Consider the following 14,029-nt stretch of genomic DNA (forward strand, 5'->3'; position numbering starts at 1 on the left):
TGGCGATTACTATGTGTTTTTTATTTTTACGTCATTATTATCTTAATGACATTGGTCTTGCGACCTCTTTCTTACAACGCTTCATGTTTATAATTTTTCAGCAGCAGGCCAATCACAATGATTCCTGCAAACAAAATCAGATAATAGATGATCGCCTGTTTTAAGGATACAATTGCCGCCAACACCATAAATGCACTGGCAAGGATCCCCAATATAGGAGCGATCACACGATGGAGCAGGCTCATTCCCTTCCCCTTTCGCATCTGCATTGCAAAAATGGGAATATACATCGCGTAGATCGTAACAATGGGCAATTCAGAGCTATCAAAACAGAAAGGGCCAAACCATGTAACAGGAGCCAAATTTGCGCCATAAAAATAGGTCAGCCAAAGCATTGCCATCATCACGCCGATCAGGGCAGAATTTGCAGGCATTTTTGTTACAGCATCCACCACTTTGAATACCTGGGGCATAGGCCCTTCGTTTCGCACACCCATGGCGTAAAAAGCTCGGGTGCAGGCCATCATCAGGCCATTCAGCGTCCCCAGGCAGGAAATGACAACGAACACAAACAGCAATGTGCCGCCAAACTGGGTAAATACCGTGGAAAACGCCAGCTTTGCACCAGTTTCACCGCCGGCCATCATCACCTCATTTTCAACAGCCCCCGCCAGCCCAATATAGTACAGCATATATACCAGCACAACAAAAGCAGAACCAAAAATCAGCGCCAGCGGCAGATTCCGTTTCGCATCCTTCAATTCCGCATTGATGCTTGTAGCGCAGATCCAGCCTTCATAAGCAAAACACGTACCCACCACTGCCGTAAACAAAGGATTTTCGTTAACAAAGGTGTGAGTTGCCACAGTTGTAAAATTTTTTACCAAAATCCCATTTTTCAAACCGAAAATCGTGCCGAAAATTGCCATCAAAAACAAAGGAATCAGCTTTGCGGCTGTTGTCGTTACCTGCAGCTTGCCAGCCAGCTTCGGCGCCAAGGCATTGATAACATAGCTGCCCACCAGAAACAGCCCTGCCAGCGTCATCACCTGGGGACCAACGATCTCCCAGCCCATCAATACGCCAAAATATCTGGCGGCTACCCACGCCACAACAGATGTCATGGCAGGAAAATAAATTACTGCCGCAAACCACGCAAATACATAAGCATATCTTGGCCCTACCAGTGCTTCCGCATAATCCACAACGCCGCTTACCTTTTCATATTTTGTTGCCATGATGGCAAAATTATAAGCACAAATAATCATCACAAGGCCGCCCAGGAACCATGCCAAAATCCCCATTGGCAGATTGCCCCCCGTTGCCACCAGCACTTTTTCCGCCTTAAAAAATACGCCGCTGCCAATGACAATGCCAACGACCATAGCAATGGCCGTCAATAATCCATATCTTTTTTCCAAACCTTCCTGCATGTTTCCCTTCTCCTTTTTCGCTTCGATGCTGTTATGCTTTGTCTTACAAAAGTAACATCTTTTTTTGCAAATTGCAACCTTTCCGGGAGAAACTCTTTGTTCTTTTTATAAAACATAGGCAAAATGCATAAAGGTTTTTTCTTATCCTTATCTTTCTTTTAAATAATTCGGATTTTATCCTTATTAATATCTGCCAGGGTAGCGCAATTGGTCATTGTCATGGCATCCCGCAGTTCCGCCTTCAATTTTTCTGTATAAAGGGCAACGCCTTCCGCCCCGCCGCCATAAGCTGCTATCACATAGGGTCTGCCGATCAGCACCGCATCTGCCCCCAATGCCAGCATTTTAAAGACATCATCCCCCGTACGCACGCCGCCATCTGCAAATACCTTTACTCTGTCCCCTACAGCTTCTTTGATTTCCGGCAATACCTCCGCTGTAGAAAGGCCATGATCCATCACACGGCCGCCATGATTGGAAACAACAATGGCATAGGCCCCTGCCCGTACGGCTTTTTCTGCCGCTTCCGCTGTCATAATGCCCTTTACGACAAACGGCAGCTTTGTGGCTGCTGCAATCTCCTTCAGCTCCCCTTCTGTTTTCAGCATCATAGGCGGATTTGCCAGCCCCGCATGGGGCAGCCCCGCGCTGTCGATATCCATGGCAAAGGCGATTGGGTTCACCGCTTCCACTTCTTTCAGCCGTTCTTTTACCACTTCCACAGACCAGGGCTTCAAAGTGGGGATGCCCCAGCCGTTGTTTTCTTTGATGGCCTCCAGCGGCTCATAAAAATTTTCCGGCTTGGGGCCGCCGCCGCCAAAGGCAAGGATACCTGCAGCTTTTGCCCCGGCCATCACCGCATCGCAGTAAAGCTTATCCGTCATATCTTCCGTATAGGCATAGGGAATCAGCCCCATGGGCGCCACAAAAATCGGTGCTTCAAATTCCTTGCCGAACAGTTCGATTTTCATATTTCTTTCCTGATTGCCTCCGGTCACATCCATTTCCAGCCAAACATGCTCCGCAAGCCATGCAAAATTCCGCTGAAACGTACGGGAAGACCCCTTCCCCGCAGGCCCGGGCATCACGCCTTTGCAGGCAATCCCGTTGCATTCGGGGCAAACCTTGCATCTGGGTGCCATCCGTTTCCTTGCATGTTCCAAAACTTCCTGATATGTCATCTCTTTAACCTCCCCGGTTGTTCTTTTTCCAATACTTCTGGGCAAATGATAGCACATCTTTTGCTCTTTGCAAACAAAAAATTGCTTTTCCTCTTAGAAAATGCTACACTGAAAAAAGCATATACCAAAGGAGGACGCCTCATGCTGATCTATATGATTTTGATGCTCGGCATCGCTATCTTTTTCTATCAGGAAAGCAAAAAACTTTTGAAGGGTCAATCCAATCTGTTTCAGGAATTCTGTACCGACCCCGTATCCACCAAAAAGGCTCTAAGCCTGCTCAGGAAGGTATTCTTAACTTCCCTTGTCAGTGCCGTTTTGATGTTCCTCTGCTTTCTGATGACAAAAGCGACCGGCAGCATGCCCAAGCCTGTGGCCGCGCTCTCCATTTTATGCTATGGAATCGGCTTCATCGCCGCAATGTTCCAGCTAAAAAATTTCTAAGCAGATTTATTGAAAAAGGAGAAATGACTTTTGACAAAAAACGGTACACTGGAGCTTGTGCGGAACCGGGAGGTTCGCACACTCTGATGCCAAAACCTCCCCTCAGCCTGAAACAAAACCCTTTGACTGACAGGAGGTTCCACAATGAAACCAAAACAATACCACAACAACAAAAACGACCAAAAACCCTTTGTATGTAAAGTATGCGGCCTGACGGTATCCCCCGCAGGCGCAGGCACCCAACATCGCAACCACTGCCCCCGCTGCCTTTCCAGTCTGCATCTGGATATAGAACCCGGAGACAGAAAATCCGATTGTGGCGGTATCATGGATGCTGTCGCTGTCTGGGTACGAAAAGGCGGAGAATGGGCAATCATCCATCGCTGCCGCAAATGCGGACATCTTTCTTCCAACCGCAGCGCAGCCGATGACGATCCTTATAAGCTGCTCTCCCTGGCTGTCAAGCCCTTGGCAGATCCTCCCTTTCCTCTGGAACGGTTGGAGGAGATTGCCAGACTGACAAAACGCGAAGAAAAATGAGCAGCAAAAATAGCCCCCTTTAGCAGGTTCCTTAGAAGAAAACAGACATTGAAAAAGAAAAAAGGGGATGCATCCTTATATTTTAAGGATACATCCCTTTTTAATATTTTCTCCTAAGAATCCGCCATTCAGGGTCTGTTTTTTATCTCAGAAAAATCCGCAGCAGGGCATCCTGCCATTTTCTATAGGGTGCATATCTGACAGGCAAATCCATCCAGGTATGCTTATTCACAATGCTCTTTTCATGGCTGAAGGTATCAAAGCTCTTCTTGCCATGATAGCTGCCCATGCCGCTGCCGCCAACACCGCCAAAGCCCATTCTGCTGGTTGCCAGATGGATAATGGTATCGTTAATACAGCCGCCGCCAAAAGGCACATATTTTAGAAAACGCCCTGCCACAGCCTTATTCTGGGTAAATAAATACAATGCCAGGGGCTTTTCTCTTTCTTTGATGAAAGCTTCCGCTTCGGCCATGCTGTTCACGGTAAGAATGGGAATGACAGGCCCAAAAATTTCTTCCTGCATGATGGCATCATCAGGCGTCACATTATCCATAATGGTAGGCTGAATCTGCATCGTCTCTTCGTTCCATTTCCCGCCAAATACGACTTTTTCCTGGTCGATCAGCCCGCACACCCTGTCAAAATGCTTTTGATTTATCATTTTTACGTATGCGCCATTTTCCGTGGCATCTTCGCCGTACATCTTCATGATCCATTTTTTCAGATATCCGATCAATTCATCCTTCACACTGCGCTCCACCAATATATAATCCGGGGCAACGCAGGTCTGCCCGCAGTTCAGCAGTTTCCCAAAAATGATCCGTTTTGCCGCCAAATTCAGCTTTGCCGATTTTTCCACAATGCAAGGGCTTTTGCCGCCCAATTCCAGCGTTACCGGGGTCAGGTGCTTTGCCGCCTTTGCCATAACTTCTTTCCCAACGGTGACGCCGCCGGTAAAGAAAATATAATCGAATTTCTGATCCAGCAAAGCCTGATTTTCCGCTCTGCCCCCTTCAACCACCAGGACATATTCTTCCGGGAAGCATTCCCGCAGGAGCATCCGGATAACGGCGGATGTGGCCGGCGCATAGGCAGAAGGCTTCACCACGCAGCAGTTCCCCGCCGCAATGGCGCCGATCAAAGGCTCTATGGTCAGCATAAAAGGATAATTCCAGGGTGACATAATGAGGACAACACCATAAGGTTCTTTAATGGTGAAGCTGTCACAGGAAAACTGGGCCAGAGGGCTCAGCACATATTTTTTCCCTGCCCAACCATCCATATGCTTCCGCATATAAGATAATTCCGCCAAGGTCATACCAATTTCACACATATAGGCTTCTGTTTTGGACTTATTCAAATCCGCTTGCAAGGCCTGACAGATTTCTTCTTCATGCTCACGAATGGCACGCTCCAGGCGATTCAGGGCTGCTTTTCGAAAGGACAATGTAATGGGTTTTCCGCTGCGAAAGAATGCTCTCTGTTTCCGAATTTTTTCCTGCATCCGCTTTTTCCTCCCTTTTTCCCATGATTTTTTCATACATAACTTCCAGTTCGCCGGCATCCATCAAAACAGGCACGGGGTACAAAGGGTTCCCTTCCTCCGCGGCATGTTTTGCCAGCCGGGGGATATCTTTTTCCCGAATCTCTTTGATGGTTTCAGGTATCTCCATATAGCGGTTCATATCTTTTACCCACTGGATAAACGTCTCTGCCGCCCGGCGGTCATTGGTGTGTTTGGACACCATACCGATACACCTTGCCAGCTTCGCCAGTTTTCCATAGCAGGCAGGGCCGTATTCTTCCAAAAAATAAGGCAGGATCACCGCATTTGCCAACCCATGGGGCACCCCATACTGCCCGCCCAGGGAATGGGCAATGGCATGGACATATCCCACATAGGAGCGGGAAAACGCAACCCCTGCGCAATAAGCTGCCTGCAGCATATTTTCCCTTGCTCTTGCATTCTGCCCGTCATCATAAGCTTTTTTCAGGTTTTCATAAATCAATTTTGCCGCCTGTTCCGCCATGAATCTGGTTTCCAGCGTGGTGCTTCTGCCGATATAAGCCTCCACCGCATGGGTCAGCGCATCCATGCCCGTTGTGGCTGTGATAAATTTCGGTAAGCCTAGCGTTACATGATAATCCAATACCGCATATCTGGGAATCAGAGAAAAATCGTTGATGGGATATTTTCGTTTGGTGCCGCTGTCGGTAATGACTGCCGCCAATGTCGTTTCACTGCCTGTCCCCGCTGTTGTAGGCACCGCAATGAGCAGCGGCAGTTTTTTGCAGATACGCAGCAGCCCCTTCATTTTATGAACAGGCTTTTTCGGCTTTACAATACGGGCTCCTGTCACTTTCCCGCAGTCTATGGCAGAACCTCCGCCAAAGGCAATGATCGCCTTTGCGTCCCTTTTCAAATATAACGCTCTGGCTTCTTCAATCATACGGATGGTAGGGTTTGCCTCTACTTTATCATAAACAGCGCAGCGGATGCCGACTTTCCTCAGTTCTTCTTCCAACTGCATCGTCAGACCCAAGCCGCGGACACCTTTGTCCGTTACCAAAAGCACCGCATCCACGTTTCGCTGCAGCAGCACCTTCGGGATATCCTTCACTCTTCTTAGAATTTCAGGCTCTCTATAGGGCAATATGGGCAATGCCGCGCGGAATGCCCCTTGGAATGCCCTGCAAAATATTTTTTCCCCTCGCTTCATTGGGGGCCTCCTTCCTTTTTCATTCGATTGAACTCATCAGCATTTTCGTTAATCCGTCTCTCCTGTTTTTCTGCGGGAAAGCAAGGCAACCGTTTCTACATGCACTGTCCTGGGGAACATATCCATCAGCTTCACTTTTTCCACACAATAGCCTTCCTTCTGGAAAATTTCCAAATCTCTGGCCAAGGAAGTCGGTTTGCAGGAAACATATACAATCTCAGGGGCGCCAAAGCCGATGATCTTCCCAATTGCCTTCGGATGGATACCATCTCTGGGAGGGTCAACAATAATCAAATCCGGCTTATCCTCCAGTTCATCCACCTTTTGCAGGACATCTCCCGCGATAAAGGTACAGTTTTCCAGATGATTTCGTTTCGTGTTTTCATTGGCAGCTGCCACCGCTTCTTCAACCAATTCAATGCCAACCACTTTCTTAGAACCGGCTTCCGCCATGATCTGCCCAATGGTGCCTGTACCGCAGTAAAGGTCAAAGACCACTTTATTTTTCACATTGCCGGCAAATTCCTTCACAATGGAATAAAGCTTTTCCGCACCGGCAGAATTCGTCTGAAAGAAGGAATAGGCAGAAACCTTAAATTCCAGATCAAAAAGCTTTTCTATGAAATAATCCCTGCCATACAGCAGATGCATTTCATCACTTTTTACCACATCTGCCAAGCCATCATTGACAGAATGAAGGATGCCGCCAATCTTTCCTTCCAAGGGCAGCGCCAGCAGCATCTCTTTCCATTCCTCCACGGAAAAAGGCACCTCTGAAGATGTCACCAGATTCACCAGAATTTCGCCTGTTGCCATGCTTTTTCTGACCACCAGATGCCGAAGACAGCCATCATGGCGAGCTTTATGATAGAAAGGCACCTTTCTTTCCTGGAAGAAAGCCAATGTCCCCTCCACAATTTTCAAATAATCTTTATCAACAATATTGCAGTCTTTCAAGGTCACTACTTCATAATAGCTCATGCGTTTCCGCATCCCCAGGGCCAAGGCGCCGTCTTTTTCTTCATCCCCAAAGGAAAATTCACATTTATTGCGGTAACCTGTTTCGGAAGGAGAAGGCACGATTCCCTCCCAGCTGCCGATGTTGATATTGGCATTTTCCAAAAGGCGCTTCACCTGACGTTCTTTCAGCTTCAGTTCTTCTTCATGGCGCAGGGTCTGATACGTACAGCCGCCGCAAAGGGCATAGTGGGAACACATGCCCTCCGTCCGTTCCAAAGGGGAATGCTCGATGATCTCCTGCAGGCGAGCTTCAATGCCGCTGCGCTTTTTCTTGAATATCTGTGCCTGTACCTTCTGCCCGGGTACAGTGTTTTTTACAATAACCTTTTCCCCCTGGCAATATCCATAGGCTTTATTGGGAAAATTCACATCCTGAATTTCCAGGATGATTTCGTCTTTTTTCTTCATAGTTGCCTCCAAAAATGTATTTGAAATGTAATTGTATTCAACCTTGTTCTATGATATAATCAGATGCGTATGTGAAAGAAAATCCTTCTTTTTACATCCGCAATCATAAACCAATTCATTATTTGAACAGGAGTGTATACAGGAATGTCTGAAAAATTAGAAGTAGGCAGTATCGTAGAAGGTAAAGTCGTTCGTGTCAAACCCTTTGGTGCCATCGTTTCCCTTGGCAATGTACAGGGTCTGGTGCATATCTCTCAGGTAGCCAACAGCTTCGTTCAGGATATCAACGACCATGTGAAAGTTGGCGATATGGTAAAGGTAAAAATCCTTTCTATTGATGAAGAAAACCATAAGATCGCCCTTTCCATCAGAGATGCTCTGCCGAAAGAAGAACGCCGCCCCAAGAGCGACAAGCCCTTCCATAAACAACCCCGCAGACAGCATACAGAAACCACATCCAACCCCGCTCAGGAATATTTCCGTCCCCAGTCCTCCGTCAATGCTTCTTCCGATTTTGAAGAAAAAATGAAGGAATGGATGAAACAGGCCAACGACCGTCAGACCAGCCTGAATAAAAGAGCCAACAAACGCTCTTATTGATTCCTGCCACACATCTTTTCAAGTTTACCATGAAACGGGCCCTGTTGCAAGATTTTGCCCCGCCCGAAAGGAGGAAAGAACGTCATGAGTCTGCTTTTTCTTGCAGGTATTTATTTCTTTGCCAGAGGCGTTTTTGCCCTCTATGGTCATACGACCTTTTATACCAAACGCAGTCTGGAAAATATCGATGAAGCCAATCTGCCCGCCTATCTAAAAGAGATCGGCAGGATGCATCTGATCATCGGTGCTATTTTTGTGGCAAAGGCCATTTTGGATGTGCCTTTTCCCGGCAGCCGCCCTTTGCTCTATGGCTTTTTGCTGGTGCTGCTGGTCTGCGTATACTTCTTGTCTAAAATCGATGGTAAATATAAAAAATAACCAAAACGGTTCTATTAAATATCTATAACAAAGAGTAACCCCGAACAAAATTTCTTGTTCGGGGTTGTTTTTATCTCTATAAAAATATCTCCATTTTAAATCTTTAGCCTTCGTCTTTTTCCATTAACAGTTCCTGTATATAGTCTATTTCAGCAAGATATGCATTTTTCTTCATCGAACCTACGATAAAAATACGTGCAAGCTCACGGTTAATTTCATATAAATATCCTAAATTCCCATTTCCATCTTTATCAAACGGAGAATATTTCACATTACATAAACGAATAATATCATCTCTAAATAAGGATGTTTTCACTGGATCTTTAATAGAGATATAATCACAATCGATACGACGACCTTCGTGATCCCACATTTTTTCAAAACACAATTCTTCTGGTTGATTACATTCATAGCATTTTCCACGTGCTGTACTAATTGCTTTAATATATCCATCACAGCCATGAAGGATAATATCACCAGGTTGTACATCTAACAAACGATCCCAGTGATAAACCCTTTTACCATTTTTATTCGTAATAGGCGCCCAAATATAGCCTCCACTTTTTTCACGATTATATGTAGCCCCTTGGAATACAAAGAAAATATTCCTCTTACCTGGGAGAAGCCATTGTTTATTATTAACTTTTTCCCGTTTTATTAAAGTATCTTTTGAACAATCATTTACGTCCTGAACTGAACATTGTTCTACATCACTATGGTGAATTTCGTTCTTTCCTTGTTTTTGTATCTCAATATTATTCTTTATTCTTTCAAATTCCTGAATAATGGCTGATTGTATATCAGTGTTAGTAGCTTTCAAAAATTTTAAAAATGCATCTGGATACTGAAACTTACTACATTTAGATAAAAATTGTACTGTAACCATTTTATCTGTCTGTGCTACAATTTCACCAATACCTAATGTAATATGGTACACCTCTTGATGAATAAGATTCATATAATCACTCCATTCTCATGCATTTTCAAAAGAATCCTTTTCATTTTCCATGTTTTTCTTCATGATAGCATCAGATAGAAGCAATGACAAGCACATGCTCATTTTCTTTTCAATTTCTCCATAAACAGCAAAAGGCGGTGCTAAAAAGCACCGCCTCTATCTTATCTGTTTTTATCAGCCGTTGATGATCTTTGTCAGTGTAACAGGATCAACATATTTGCCATCTTTGTATACACGCATATTACCGGAAGCGATTTCGTCGATCAGAATAACTTCGTCGTTGTTGTAACCGAATTCGAATTTGATATCATACAGATCCAGACCCAGTTTTGCCAGTTCAGCTGCAACGATCTTTGTGATCTTCAGTGTCTGTTCTTTCATGCTGTCATACATTTCGCCAGTCATGATACCCAGTACAACCAGACCATCTTTTGTTACCAGAGGATCGCCCAGTGCGTCGTTTTTGAAAGTTGTTTCAACATAGCCGCCTTCGATGGGTGTGCCGTCTTCAATATAATCGCCGTAACGACGGATGAAGCTGCCAGTTGCTTTCAGTCTGCAGATCACTTCCAGACCTTTGCCGAATACAGTTGCAGGCAGAACTTCCATTGTAGCATTATCCAAATCAGCGGAAACATAATGTGTTTTAATGCCGGCTTCTTTCAGCACTTCGAAAAATTTGATGGATGTTTCCAGGTTCGCTTTGCCGATCCCTTCGATTGTCAGACCAACAGAGTTTTCACCGGGATCGAATACACCGTCTTTGCCTGTGCAGTCATCTTTAAATTTCAACAGTACGTTGCCGTTTTCCAGTTTATAAACATCTTTTGTCTTACCCTGATAAATCTTTTCCATTCTTGTTTCCGTCCTTTCTTATTTTAAAAACACGATTTTTGGGAATTCTTGTCCCAATAAATTTACTGTACTGCAAAATTTCCTCATATTCAAGTATTTTTTGTATCTGAAAAAAATCTTGTCAAATCCAGCAGATGAAAGGGTTCAGAGCCTAAAAATTTTACAATTTGAACTTTTAAAAACAGCATTTTCAACCAAAAAAGCCCTCTGCTGAGGGCTCTTTTTTGACAAAATTTACTTGCAGAAAAACATCGGCAAATCCCCGTAATCACAGGCTTTTTGCATCACTCCAAACATGATCCAGACCATAGAAGTCTCTTTCTTCTCTGTTGAACAGATGTACCAGGAGGCTGCCAAAATCCAGCAAAATCCATGTACCGCCGCTGTAGCCTTCGCTGTGATGCAGCTTCACGCCTTCCTTGAACAGCTTCTGTTCCACTTCATCGGCCATGGCCCGCAGCTGATTGACATTCTTGCCGCTGGCGATCACAAAGCAATCCGCAATATTGGATAACCCTCTCAGATCCAGCACCTTAATATCTTCTCCCAGTTTATCTTCCAAGGCTGCCTGCGCAACCTTTGCAGCTTCCAACGCATTCATTCTGTTTCCTCCTTCATTAACGATTCTTATAATATTCCAATGCTTCTAGGGAAAGGGGATGCAGCAGCCGTCCTCTCGCCTTTACATAAGCAATGGTATTTTCCAAAATGTATTCCATAGCCTGGTCCAAATCCAAGTAGGCCAGCCGTCTTGCTTCATCCAAGCCGCCGAATTTCTCCCGGTTTGGTTCGATATAGTCAGCAATAAATATGATTTTTTCCAGCAGGGACATCCCTGCGCGGCCTGTGGTATGAAAACGGATCGCATTCAGGATATCTTCATCCATGACCTGATATTCCCGCTTGGCTACCTCTGCACCCAGGAAAGGATGAATCAAATCCGTCTGTTTTTCCATGATCTCATCTACTTTTACTTTATATTCTTTGCAAAAACGCAGCCGCATATTTTCCGGATAATCTTTCGCACAATCATGCAGCAGGCCGGCCACTCGTGCCTTCTGGCGGTCTGTTGCTGTGCCGTAAATCTCGGCCAGCTTCACAGCTTCCTCCGATACACCCATAGTATGGATATAGCGTTTTACAGAAAGGGCAGACTGCAGTTTTTCCTGCATGGTTTCAATGGGCAGCATAAATTTCACCTCGTCTTCTGCATCATCCTGATACAGTCCAAATTTGTGGATATAATCTTCTACTTCCTGGGGAAGCAAATATTTGATCGGCTCCCCCCGGCGGGCTCTTTCCCGAATATCAGAGGAAGAAATCGCCAGTGCAGGCACCTCCATATAATGGATCCGGCTGGAAAATTTTTCTCTGATCTCGCCAATATCTTCAAACAGCTTCGATTTATCATAGCCGGGTCTTGTTACAGCCACAAAATCGCACAAGCTCAGCAGTCGTTCCGGTTCCTTCCAAGTCATGATCTGATGGATGGCATCGGCCCCCGTGATAAAATACAGACGCACATCGGGTCTGCACATCTTTTTCAGGGCTTCGATGGTATCGATGGTATATGTCAGCCCCGGCCGGTCGATTTCGATCCGGGAAACCTCAAAATTCTCATTTCGCATGGTTGCCAGCACTGTCATCAGGTATCGATGTTCATTATGGGTCACCTGTTTTCCTGTCTTATGGGCCGGCTGCCCCGCAGGCATAAAAATCACCTTATCCACCTTGAATCTGTGGCGTACTGCTTCCGCCGTCACCAAATGACCGTGATGGATTGGGTCAAAGGTACCGCCCATAATGGCAATACTTTTGCAATCCTTAAAATTTGCAATTTCATTTCTCATTTTTCGTTCCTTCTTTCCCAAGTGCCTAATTTAGGCAGGGTCGTATATTCCCGGGCGGTTTCCATTGCCGCCTGCAGCAGCAGCTTTAAAGAATCGCCGATGATTTTCTTTGTTTCTTCCTCCTCATCGCCCCAAGTCCGCAGTGCCTGCAGTGCGATTTTGGGAGAAAGTTGTATTTCCCCAAATTCATCCACCGGCAGGATAGATATCCCTTCATATACCGCATCGACAAATTTTTGCCGTTGTTCCTCTGACAGATCATTCAGCCAGGCCTTCACTGTTTTATCCAGCAAGCGGCTCTCCTCCGTCAATGCCTCCAGCCGGACAAAATCTTTCCCGATGATTTCCCAGGAATAAGGGTCGTGCTGCATAATCCCTTTCTGGCTGCTTCGAATCACAATATATTCCTCTTCATGCTCCAACAACATCCCAATGACAGAGGACTGGGGCACAAAGGTCTGCACACTGGGCAAAATTGCCCGGTATCCCTTCCGCCGCAGCATCCCTTCCCGAAAACCGGGGCCATCATGGTTATAAACTGCCACAATGCGCGCCTGCACCTCTGCGGGGCACATGGCCGCCGCAAAAACCGCCAGATTGCCGCCCTTGGAATGGCCGCCTACCCGCAGCTTCCCTCCAAAATGTTCAGCCACCTGGCAAAGATAGATCCCGGCTTCCTGCTGGGCAGGAACGGTATCCATAAAGCTCATATTAAAATCCTCTTTCCAACCTACAGAAGAGGAATCCGTTCCCCGATAAGCCACAAAAGCCATACCATCTCCTGTCAAAATCGTCAGGGCTGAAAATTGTTTTTCCATCGTAAAATCCAGCTTATTCACATAGCCGCACAGTTCCATTTTGGCAAAGCGTTGGCTCTCTGCCAGCCGCCCCAGCAATTTCCAATCTTCCTCTACTCTGGATCTCCAAGTTTCCCGCGGACGGGCGAAATATAATTCCGCCGCCTGGGCAATGGTAACCGTCTCTTCTGTACTTTCCCCTACGATGCCATCAAAAAACACATAGGCCAATGTGGACAAAATCAGCGAATCCACATCTTGAAAAGGAGACTGGGACAAAGTCAGGTCTCCCCGCCAAGTCAGATAGTCAAACATGTTTGTCATAGTCTCCCCCTCTTTTCTGATTTTATTTTTTTGCAGGAGGCAGTTCGATCACAGGCTTTTTCGCCCGGCGATACAGCACAAATTTGTTGCCGATCACCTGAACCACTTCCGCCCCTGTTCTGCTGGCCAAAATTTCTGCCGCTTCTCTTGCCCCTAGCATGTTATTATCTAAGACACTGATTTTGACCAGTTCTCTGGCTTCCAGTGCATTGTGTACAGTATCTCTCAATTCGGGAGTCACCCCGTTTTTGCCTACCTGAAAAATTGCGTCGATGCCATTTGCCATCCCGCGCAGGAATGCTCTCTGTTTGCTTGTTAACATAATACTCTCCTTCTGCATTTTCTTTTCAATATAATCTTTCCTATCATAGCACAGAAATGCCCAATTTGCAACGAAAACGAAGAAAATCCCACTCCTGCCGCCTTCCTCTCTTTTCATTACATTTTCACACAAAAATAGTTGCTCCATTTTTTTAAAAGTGCTAAAATGGACGAAAGCATATTGTACTTAGGATAAG

15 protein-coding genes are annotated in these 14,029 nt (G+C 45.7%); 4 read left to right on the forward strand and 11 right to left on the reverse strand.

The window, feature by feature from the left end:
- Positions 1–71: 71 nt before the first annotated feature.
- Together ACI39P_RS05585 and ACI39P_RS05590 are read right to left on the reverse strand one after the other, a co-directional pair.
- A complete protein-coding gene (locus ACI39P_RS05585; RefSeq protein WP_439719696.1) occupies positions 72–1,433 on the reverse strand; it encodes an amino acid permease in 1,362 nt (453 codons plus the stop codon).
- A 158-nt stretch (positions 1,434–1,591) separates the two neighbouring features.
- A complete protein-coding gene (locus ACI39P_RS05590) occupies positions 1,592–2,614 on the reverse strand; it encodes an alpha-hydroxy-acid oxidizing protein (RefSeq protein ID WP_439719697.1) in 1,023 nt (340 codons plus the stop codon).
- 141 nt (positions 2,615–2,755) lie between these two features.
- On the opposite strand from ACI39P_RS05590, the gene ACI39P_RS05595 reads away from it, so the two are divergent.
- Positions 2,756–3,058 (forward strand): hypothetical protein, encoded by a 303-nt coding sequence (locus ACI39P_RS05595; RefSeq protein ID WP_439719698.1) that lies wholly within the window; start codon positions 2,756–2,758, stop codon positions 3,056–3,058.
- A 144-nt stretch (positions 3,059–3,202) separates the two neighbouring features.
- Positions 3,203–3,598 carry an RNHCP domain-containing protein gene (locus ACI39P_RS05600; protein WP_439719699.1) on the forward strand — a complete coding sequence of 132 codons (396 nt, stop codon included), beginning with the start codon at positions 3,203–3,205 and terminating at the stop codon, positions 3,596–3,598.
- A 142-nt stretch (positions 3,599–3,740) separates the two neighbouring features.
- Here the strand turns inward: ACI39P_RS05600 and ACI39P_RS05605 are convergent, their stop codons facing one another.
- The 3 genes from ACI39P_RS05605 to rlmD are packed head-to-tail and all read right to left on the reverse strand — an operon-like array spanning position 3,741 to position 7,749.
- Positions 3,741–5,105 carry an aldehyde dehydrogenase gene (locus ACI39P_RS05605; RefSeq protein ID WP_439719700.1) on the reverse strand — a complete coding sequence of 455 codons (1,365 nt, stop codon included), beginning with the start codon at positions 5,103–5,105 and terminating at the stop codon, positions 3,741–3,743.
- Positions 4,999–6,321 (reverse strand): iron-containing alcohol dehydrogenase, encoded by a 1,323-nt coding sequence (locus ACI39P_RS05610; RefSeq protein WP_439719701.1) that lies wholly within the window; start codon positions 6,319–6,321, stop codon positions 4,999–5,001. The genes ACI39P_RS05605 and ACI39P_RS05610 overlap by 107 nt, the downstream gene beginning before the upstream one ends.
- 48 nt (positions 6,322–6,369) lie before the next feature.
- Positions 6,370–7,749 carry a 23S rRNA (uracil(1939)-C(5))-methyltransferase RlmD gene (gene rlmD, locus ACI39P_RS05615; RefSeq protein WP_439719702.1) on the reverse strand — a complete coding sequence of 460 codons (1,380 nt, stop codon included), beginning with the start codon at positions 7,747–7,749 and terminating at the stop codon, positions 6,370–6,372.
- A 144-nt stretch (positions 7,750–7,893) separates the two neighbouring features.
- Here rlmD and ACI39P_RS05620 point away from each other — a divergent pair, with 144 nt between their 5' ends.
- Positions 7,894–8,349 carry a S1 RNA-binding domain-containing protein gene (locus ACI39P_RS05620; RefSeq protein WP_439719703.1) on the forward strand — a complete coding sequence of 152 codons (456 nt, stop codon included), beginning with the start codon at positions 7,894–7,896 and terminating at the stop codon, positions 8,347–8,349.
- 84 nt (positions 8,350–8,433) lie between these two features.
- Positions 8,434–8,727, forward strand: coding sequence for a hypothetical protein (locus ACI39P_RS05625; RefSeq protein ID WP_439719704.1), 294 nt, complete (start codon positions 8,434–8,436; stop codon positions 8,725–8,727).
- Between the two features lie 103 nt (positions 8,728–8,830).
- Here the strand turns inward: ACI39P_RS05625 and ACI39P_RS05630 are convergent, their stop codons facing one another.
- The 6 genes from ACI39P_RS05630 to ACI39P_RS05655 form a co-directional block, all read right to left on the reverse strand.
- Entirely contained in the window at positions 8,831–9,685 is an 855-nt protein-coding gene (locus ACI39P_RS05630; protein ID WP_439719705.1) for a hypothetical protein, read from the reverse strand.
- Positions 9,686–9,859: 174 nt separating this feature from the next.
- On the reverse strand, positions 9,860–10,540 hold the full coding sequence (locus ACI39P_RS05635) for a phosphoribosylaminoimidazolesuccinocarboxamide synthase (protein WP_439716252.1): 681 nt from the start codon (positions 10,538–10,540) through the stop codon (positions 9,860–9,862).
- Positions 10,541–10,808: 268 nt separating this feature from the next.
- A complete protein-coding gene (rsfS, locus tag ACI39P_RS05640; RefSeq protein WP_439719706.1) occupies positions 10,809–11,141 on the reverse strand; it encodes a ribosome silencing factor in 333 nt (110 codons plus the stop codon).
- A 16-nt stretch (positions 11,142–11,157) separates the two neighbouring features.
- Positions 11,158–12,390, reverse strand: a complete 1,233-nt coding sequence (nadD, locus tag ACI39P_RS05645; protein ID WP_439719707.1) for a nicotinate-nucleotide adenylyltransferase — start codon at positions 12,388–12,390, stop codon at positions 11,158–11,160.
- Entirely contained in the window at positions 12,387–13,511 is a 1,125-nt protein-coding gene (locus tag ACI39P_RS05650) for an Mbeg1-like protein (RefSeq protein ID WP_439719708.1), read from the reverse strand. The genes nadD and ACI39P_RS05650 overlap by 4 nt, the downstream gene beginning before the upstream one ends.
- A gap of 22 nt (positions 13,512–13,533) precedes the next feature.
- Complete coding sequence (locus ACI39P_RS05655; protein ID WP_439719709.1) at positions 13,534–13,833, reverse strand: YhbY family RNA-binding protein; 300 nt, start codon at positions 13,831–13,833, stop codon at positions 13,534–13,536.
- Between the last annotated feature and the right edge of the window lie 196 nt (positions 13,834–14,029).

Origin of the sequence: Anaerotignum sp. (assembly GCF_051877975.1) — a bacterium.
Classification (GTDB): Bacteria; Bacillota; Clostridia; order Lachnospirales; family Anaerotignaceae; genus Anaerotignum_A.

Coding starts and splice junctions, on each gene's coding strand:
- nadD (WP_439719707.1), bottom strand. CDS start 12,390: ATGAGAAATGAAATTGCAAATTTTAAGGATTGCAAAAGTATTGCCATT.
- ACI39P_RS05600 (WP_439719699.1), top strand. CDS start 3,203: ATGAAACCAAAACAATACCACAACAACAAAAACGACCAAAAACCCTTT.
- ACI39P_RS05635 (WP_439716252.1), bottom strand. CDS start 10,540: ATGGAAAAGATTTATCAGGGTAAGACAAAAGATGTTTATAAACTGGAA.
- ACI39P_RS05595 (WP_439719698.1), top strand. CDS start 2,756: ATGCTGATCTATATGATTTTGATGCTCGGCATCGCTATCTTTTTCTAT.
- ACI39P_RS05630 (WP_439719705.1), bottom strand. CDS start 9,685: ATGAATCTTATTCATCAAGAGGTGTACCATATTACATTAGGTATTGGT.
- ACI39P_RS05655 (WP_439719709.1), bottom strand. CDS start 13,833: ATGTTAACAAGCAAACAGAGAGCATTCCTGCGCGGGATGGCAAATGGC.
- ACI39P_RS05605 (WP_439719700.1), bottom strand. CDS start 5,105: ATGCAGGAAAAAATTCGGAAACAGAGAGCATTCTTTCGCAGCGGAAAA.
- ACI39P_RS05650 (WP_439719708.1), bottom strand. CDS start 13,511: ATGACAAACATGTTTGACTATCTGACTTGGCGGGGAGACCTGACTTTG.
- rlmD (WP_439719702.1), bottom strand. CDS start 7,749: ATGAAGAAAAAAGACGAAATCATCCTGGAAATTCAGGATGTGAATTTT.
- ACI39P_RS05625 (WP_439719704.1), top strand. CDS start 8,434: ATGAGTCTGCTTTTTCTTGCAGGTATTTATTTCTTTGCCAGAGGCGTT.
- rsfS (WP_439719706.1), bottom strand. CDS start 11,141: ATGAATGCGTTGGAAGCTGCAAAGGTTGCGCAGGCAGCCTTGGAAGAT.
- ACI39P_RS05610 (WP_439719701.1), bottom strand. CDS start 6,321: ATGAAGCGAGGGGAAAAAATATTTTGCAGGGCATTCCAAGGGGCATTC.
- ACI39P_RS05620 (WP_439719703.1), top strand. CDS start 7,894: ATGTCTGAAAAATTAGAAGTAGGCAGTATCGTAGAAGGTAAAGTCGTT.
- ACI39P_RS05585 (WP_439719696.1), bottom strand. CDS start 1,433: ATGCAGGAAGGTTTGGAAAAAAGATATGGATTATTGACGGCCATTGCT.
- ACI39P_RS05590 (WP_439719697.1), bottom strand. CDS start 2,614: ATGACATATCAGGAAGTTTTGGAACATGCAAGGAAACGGATGGCACCC.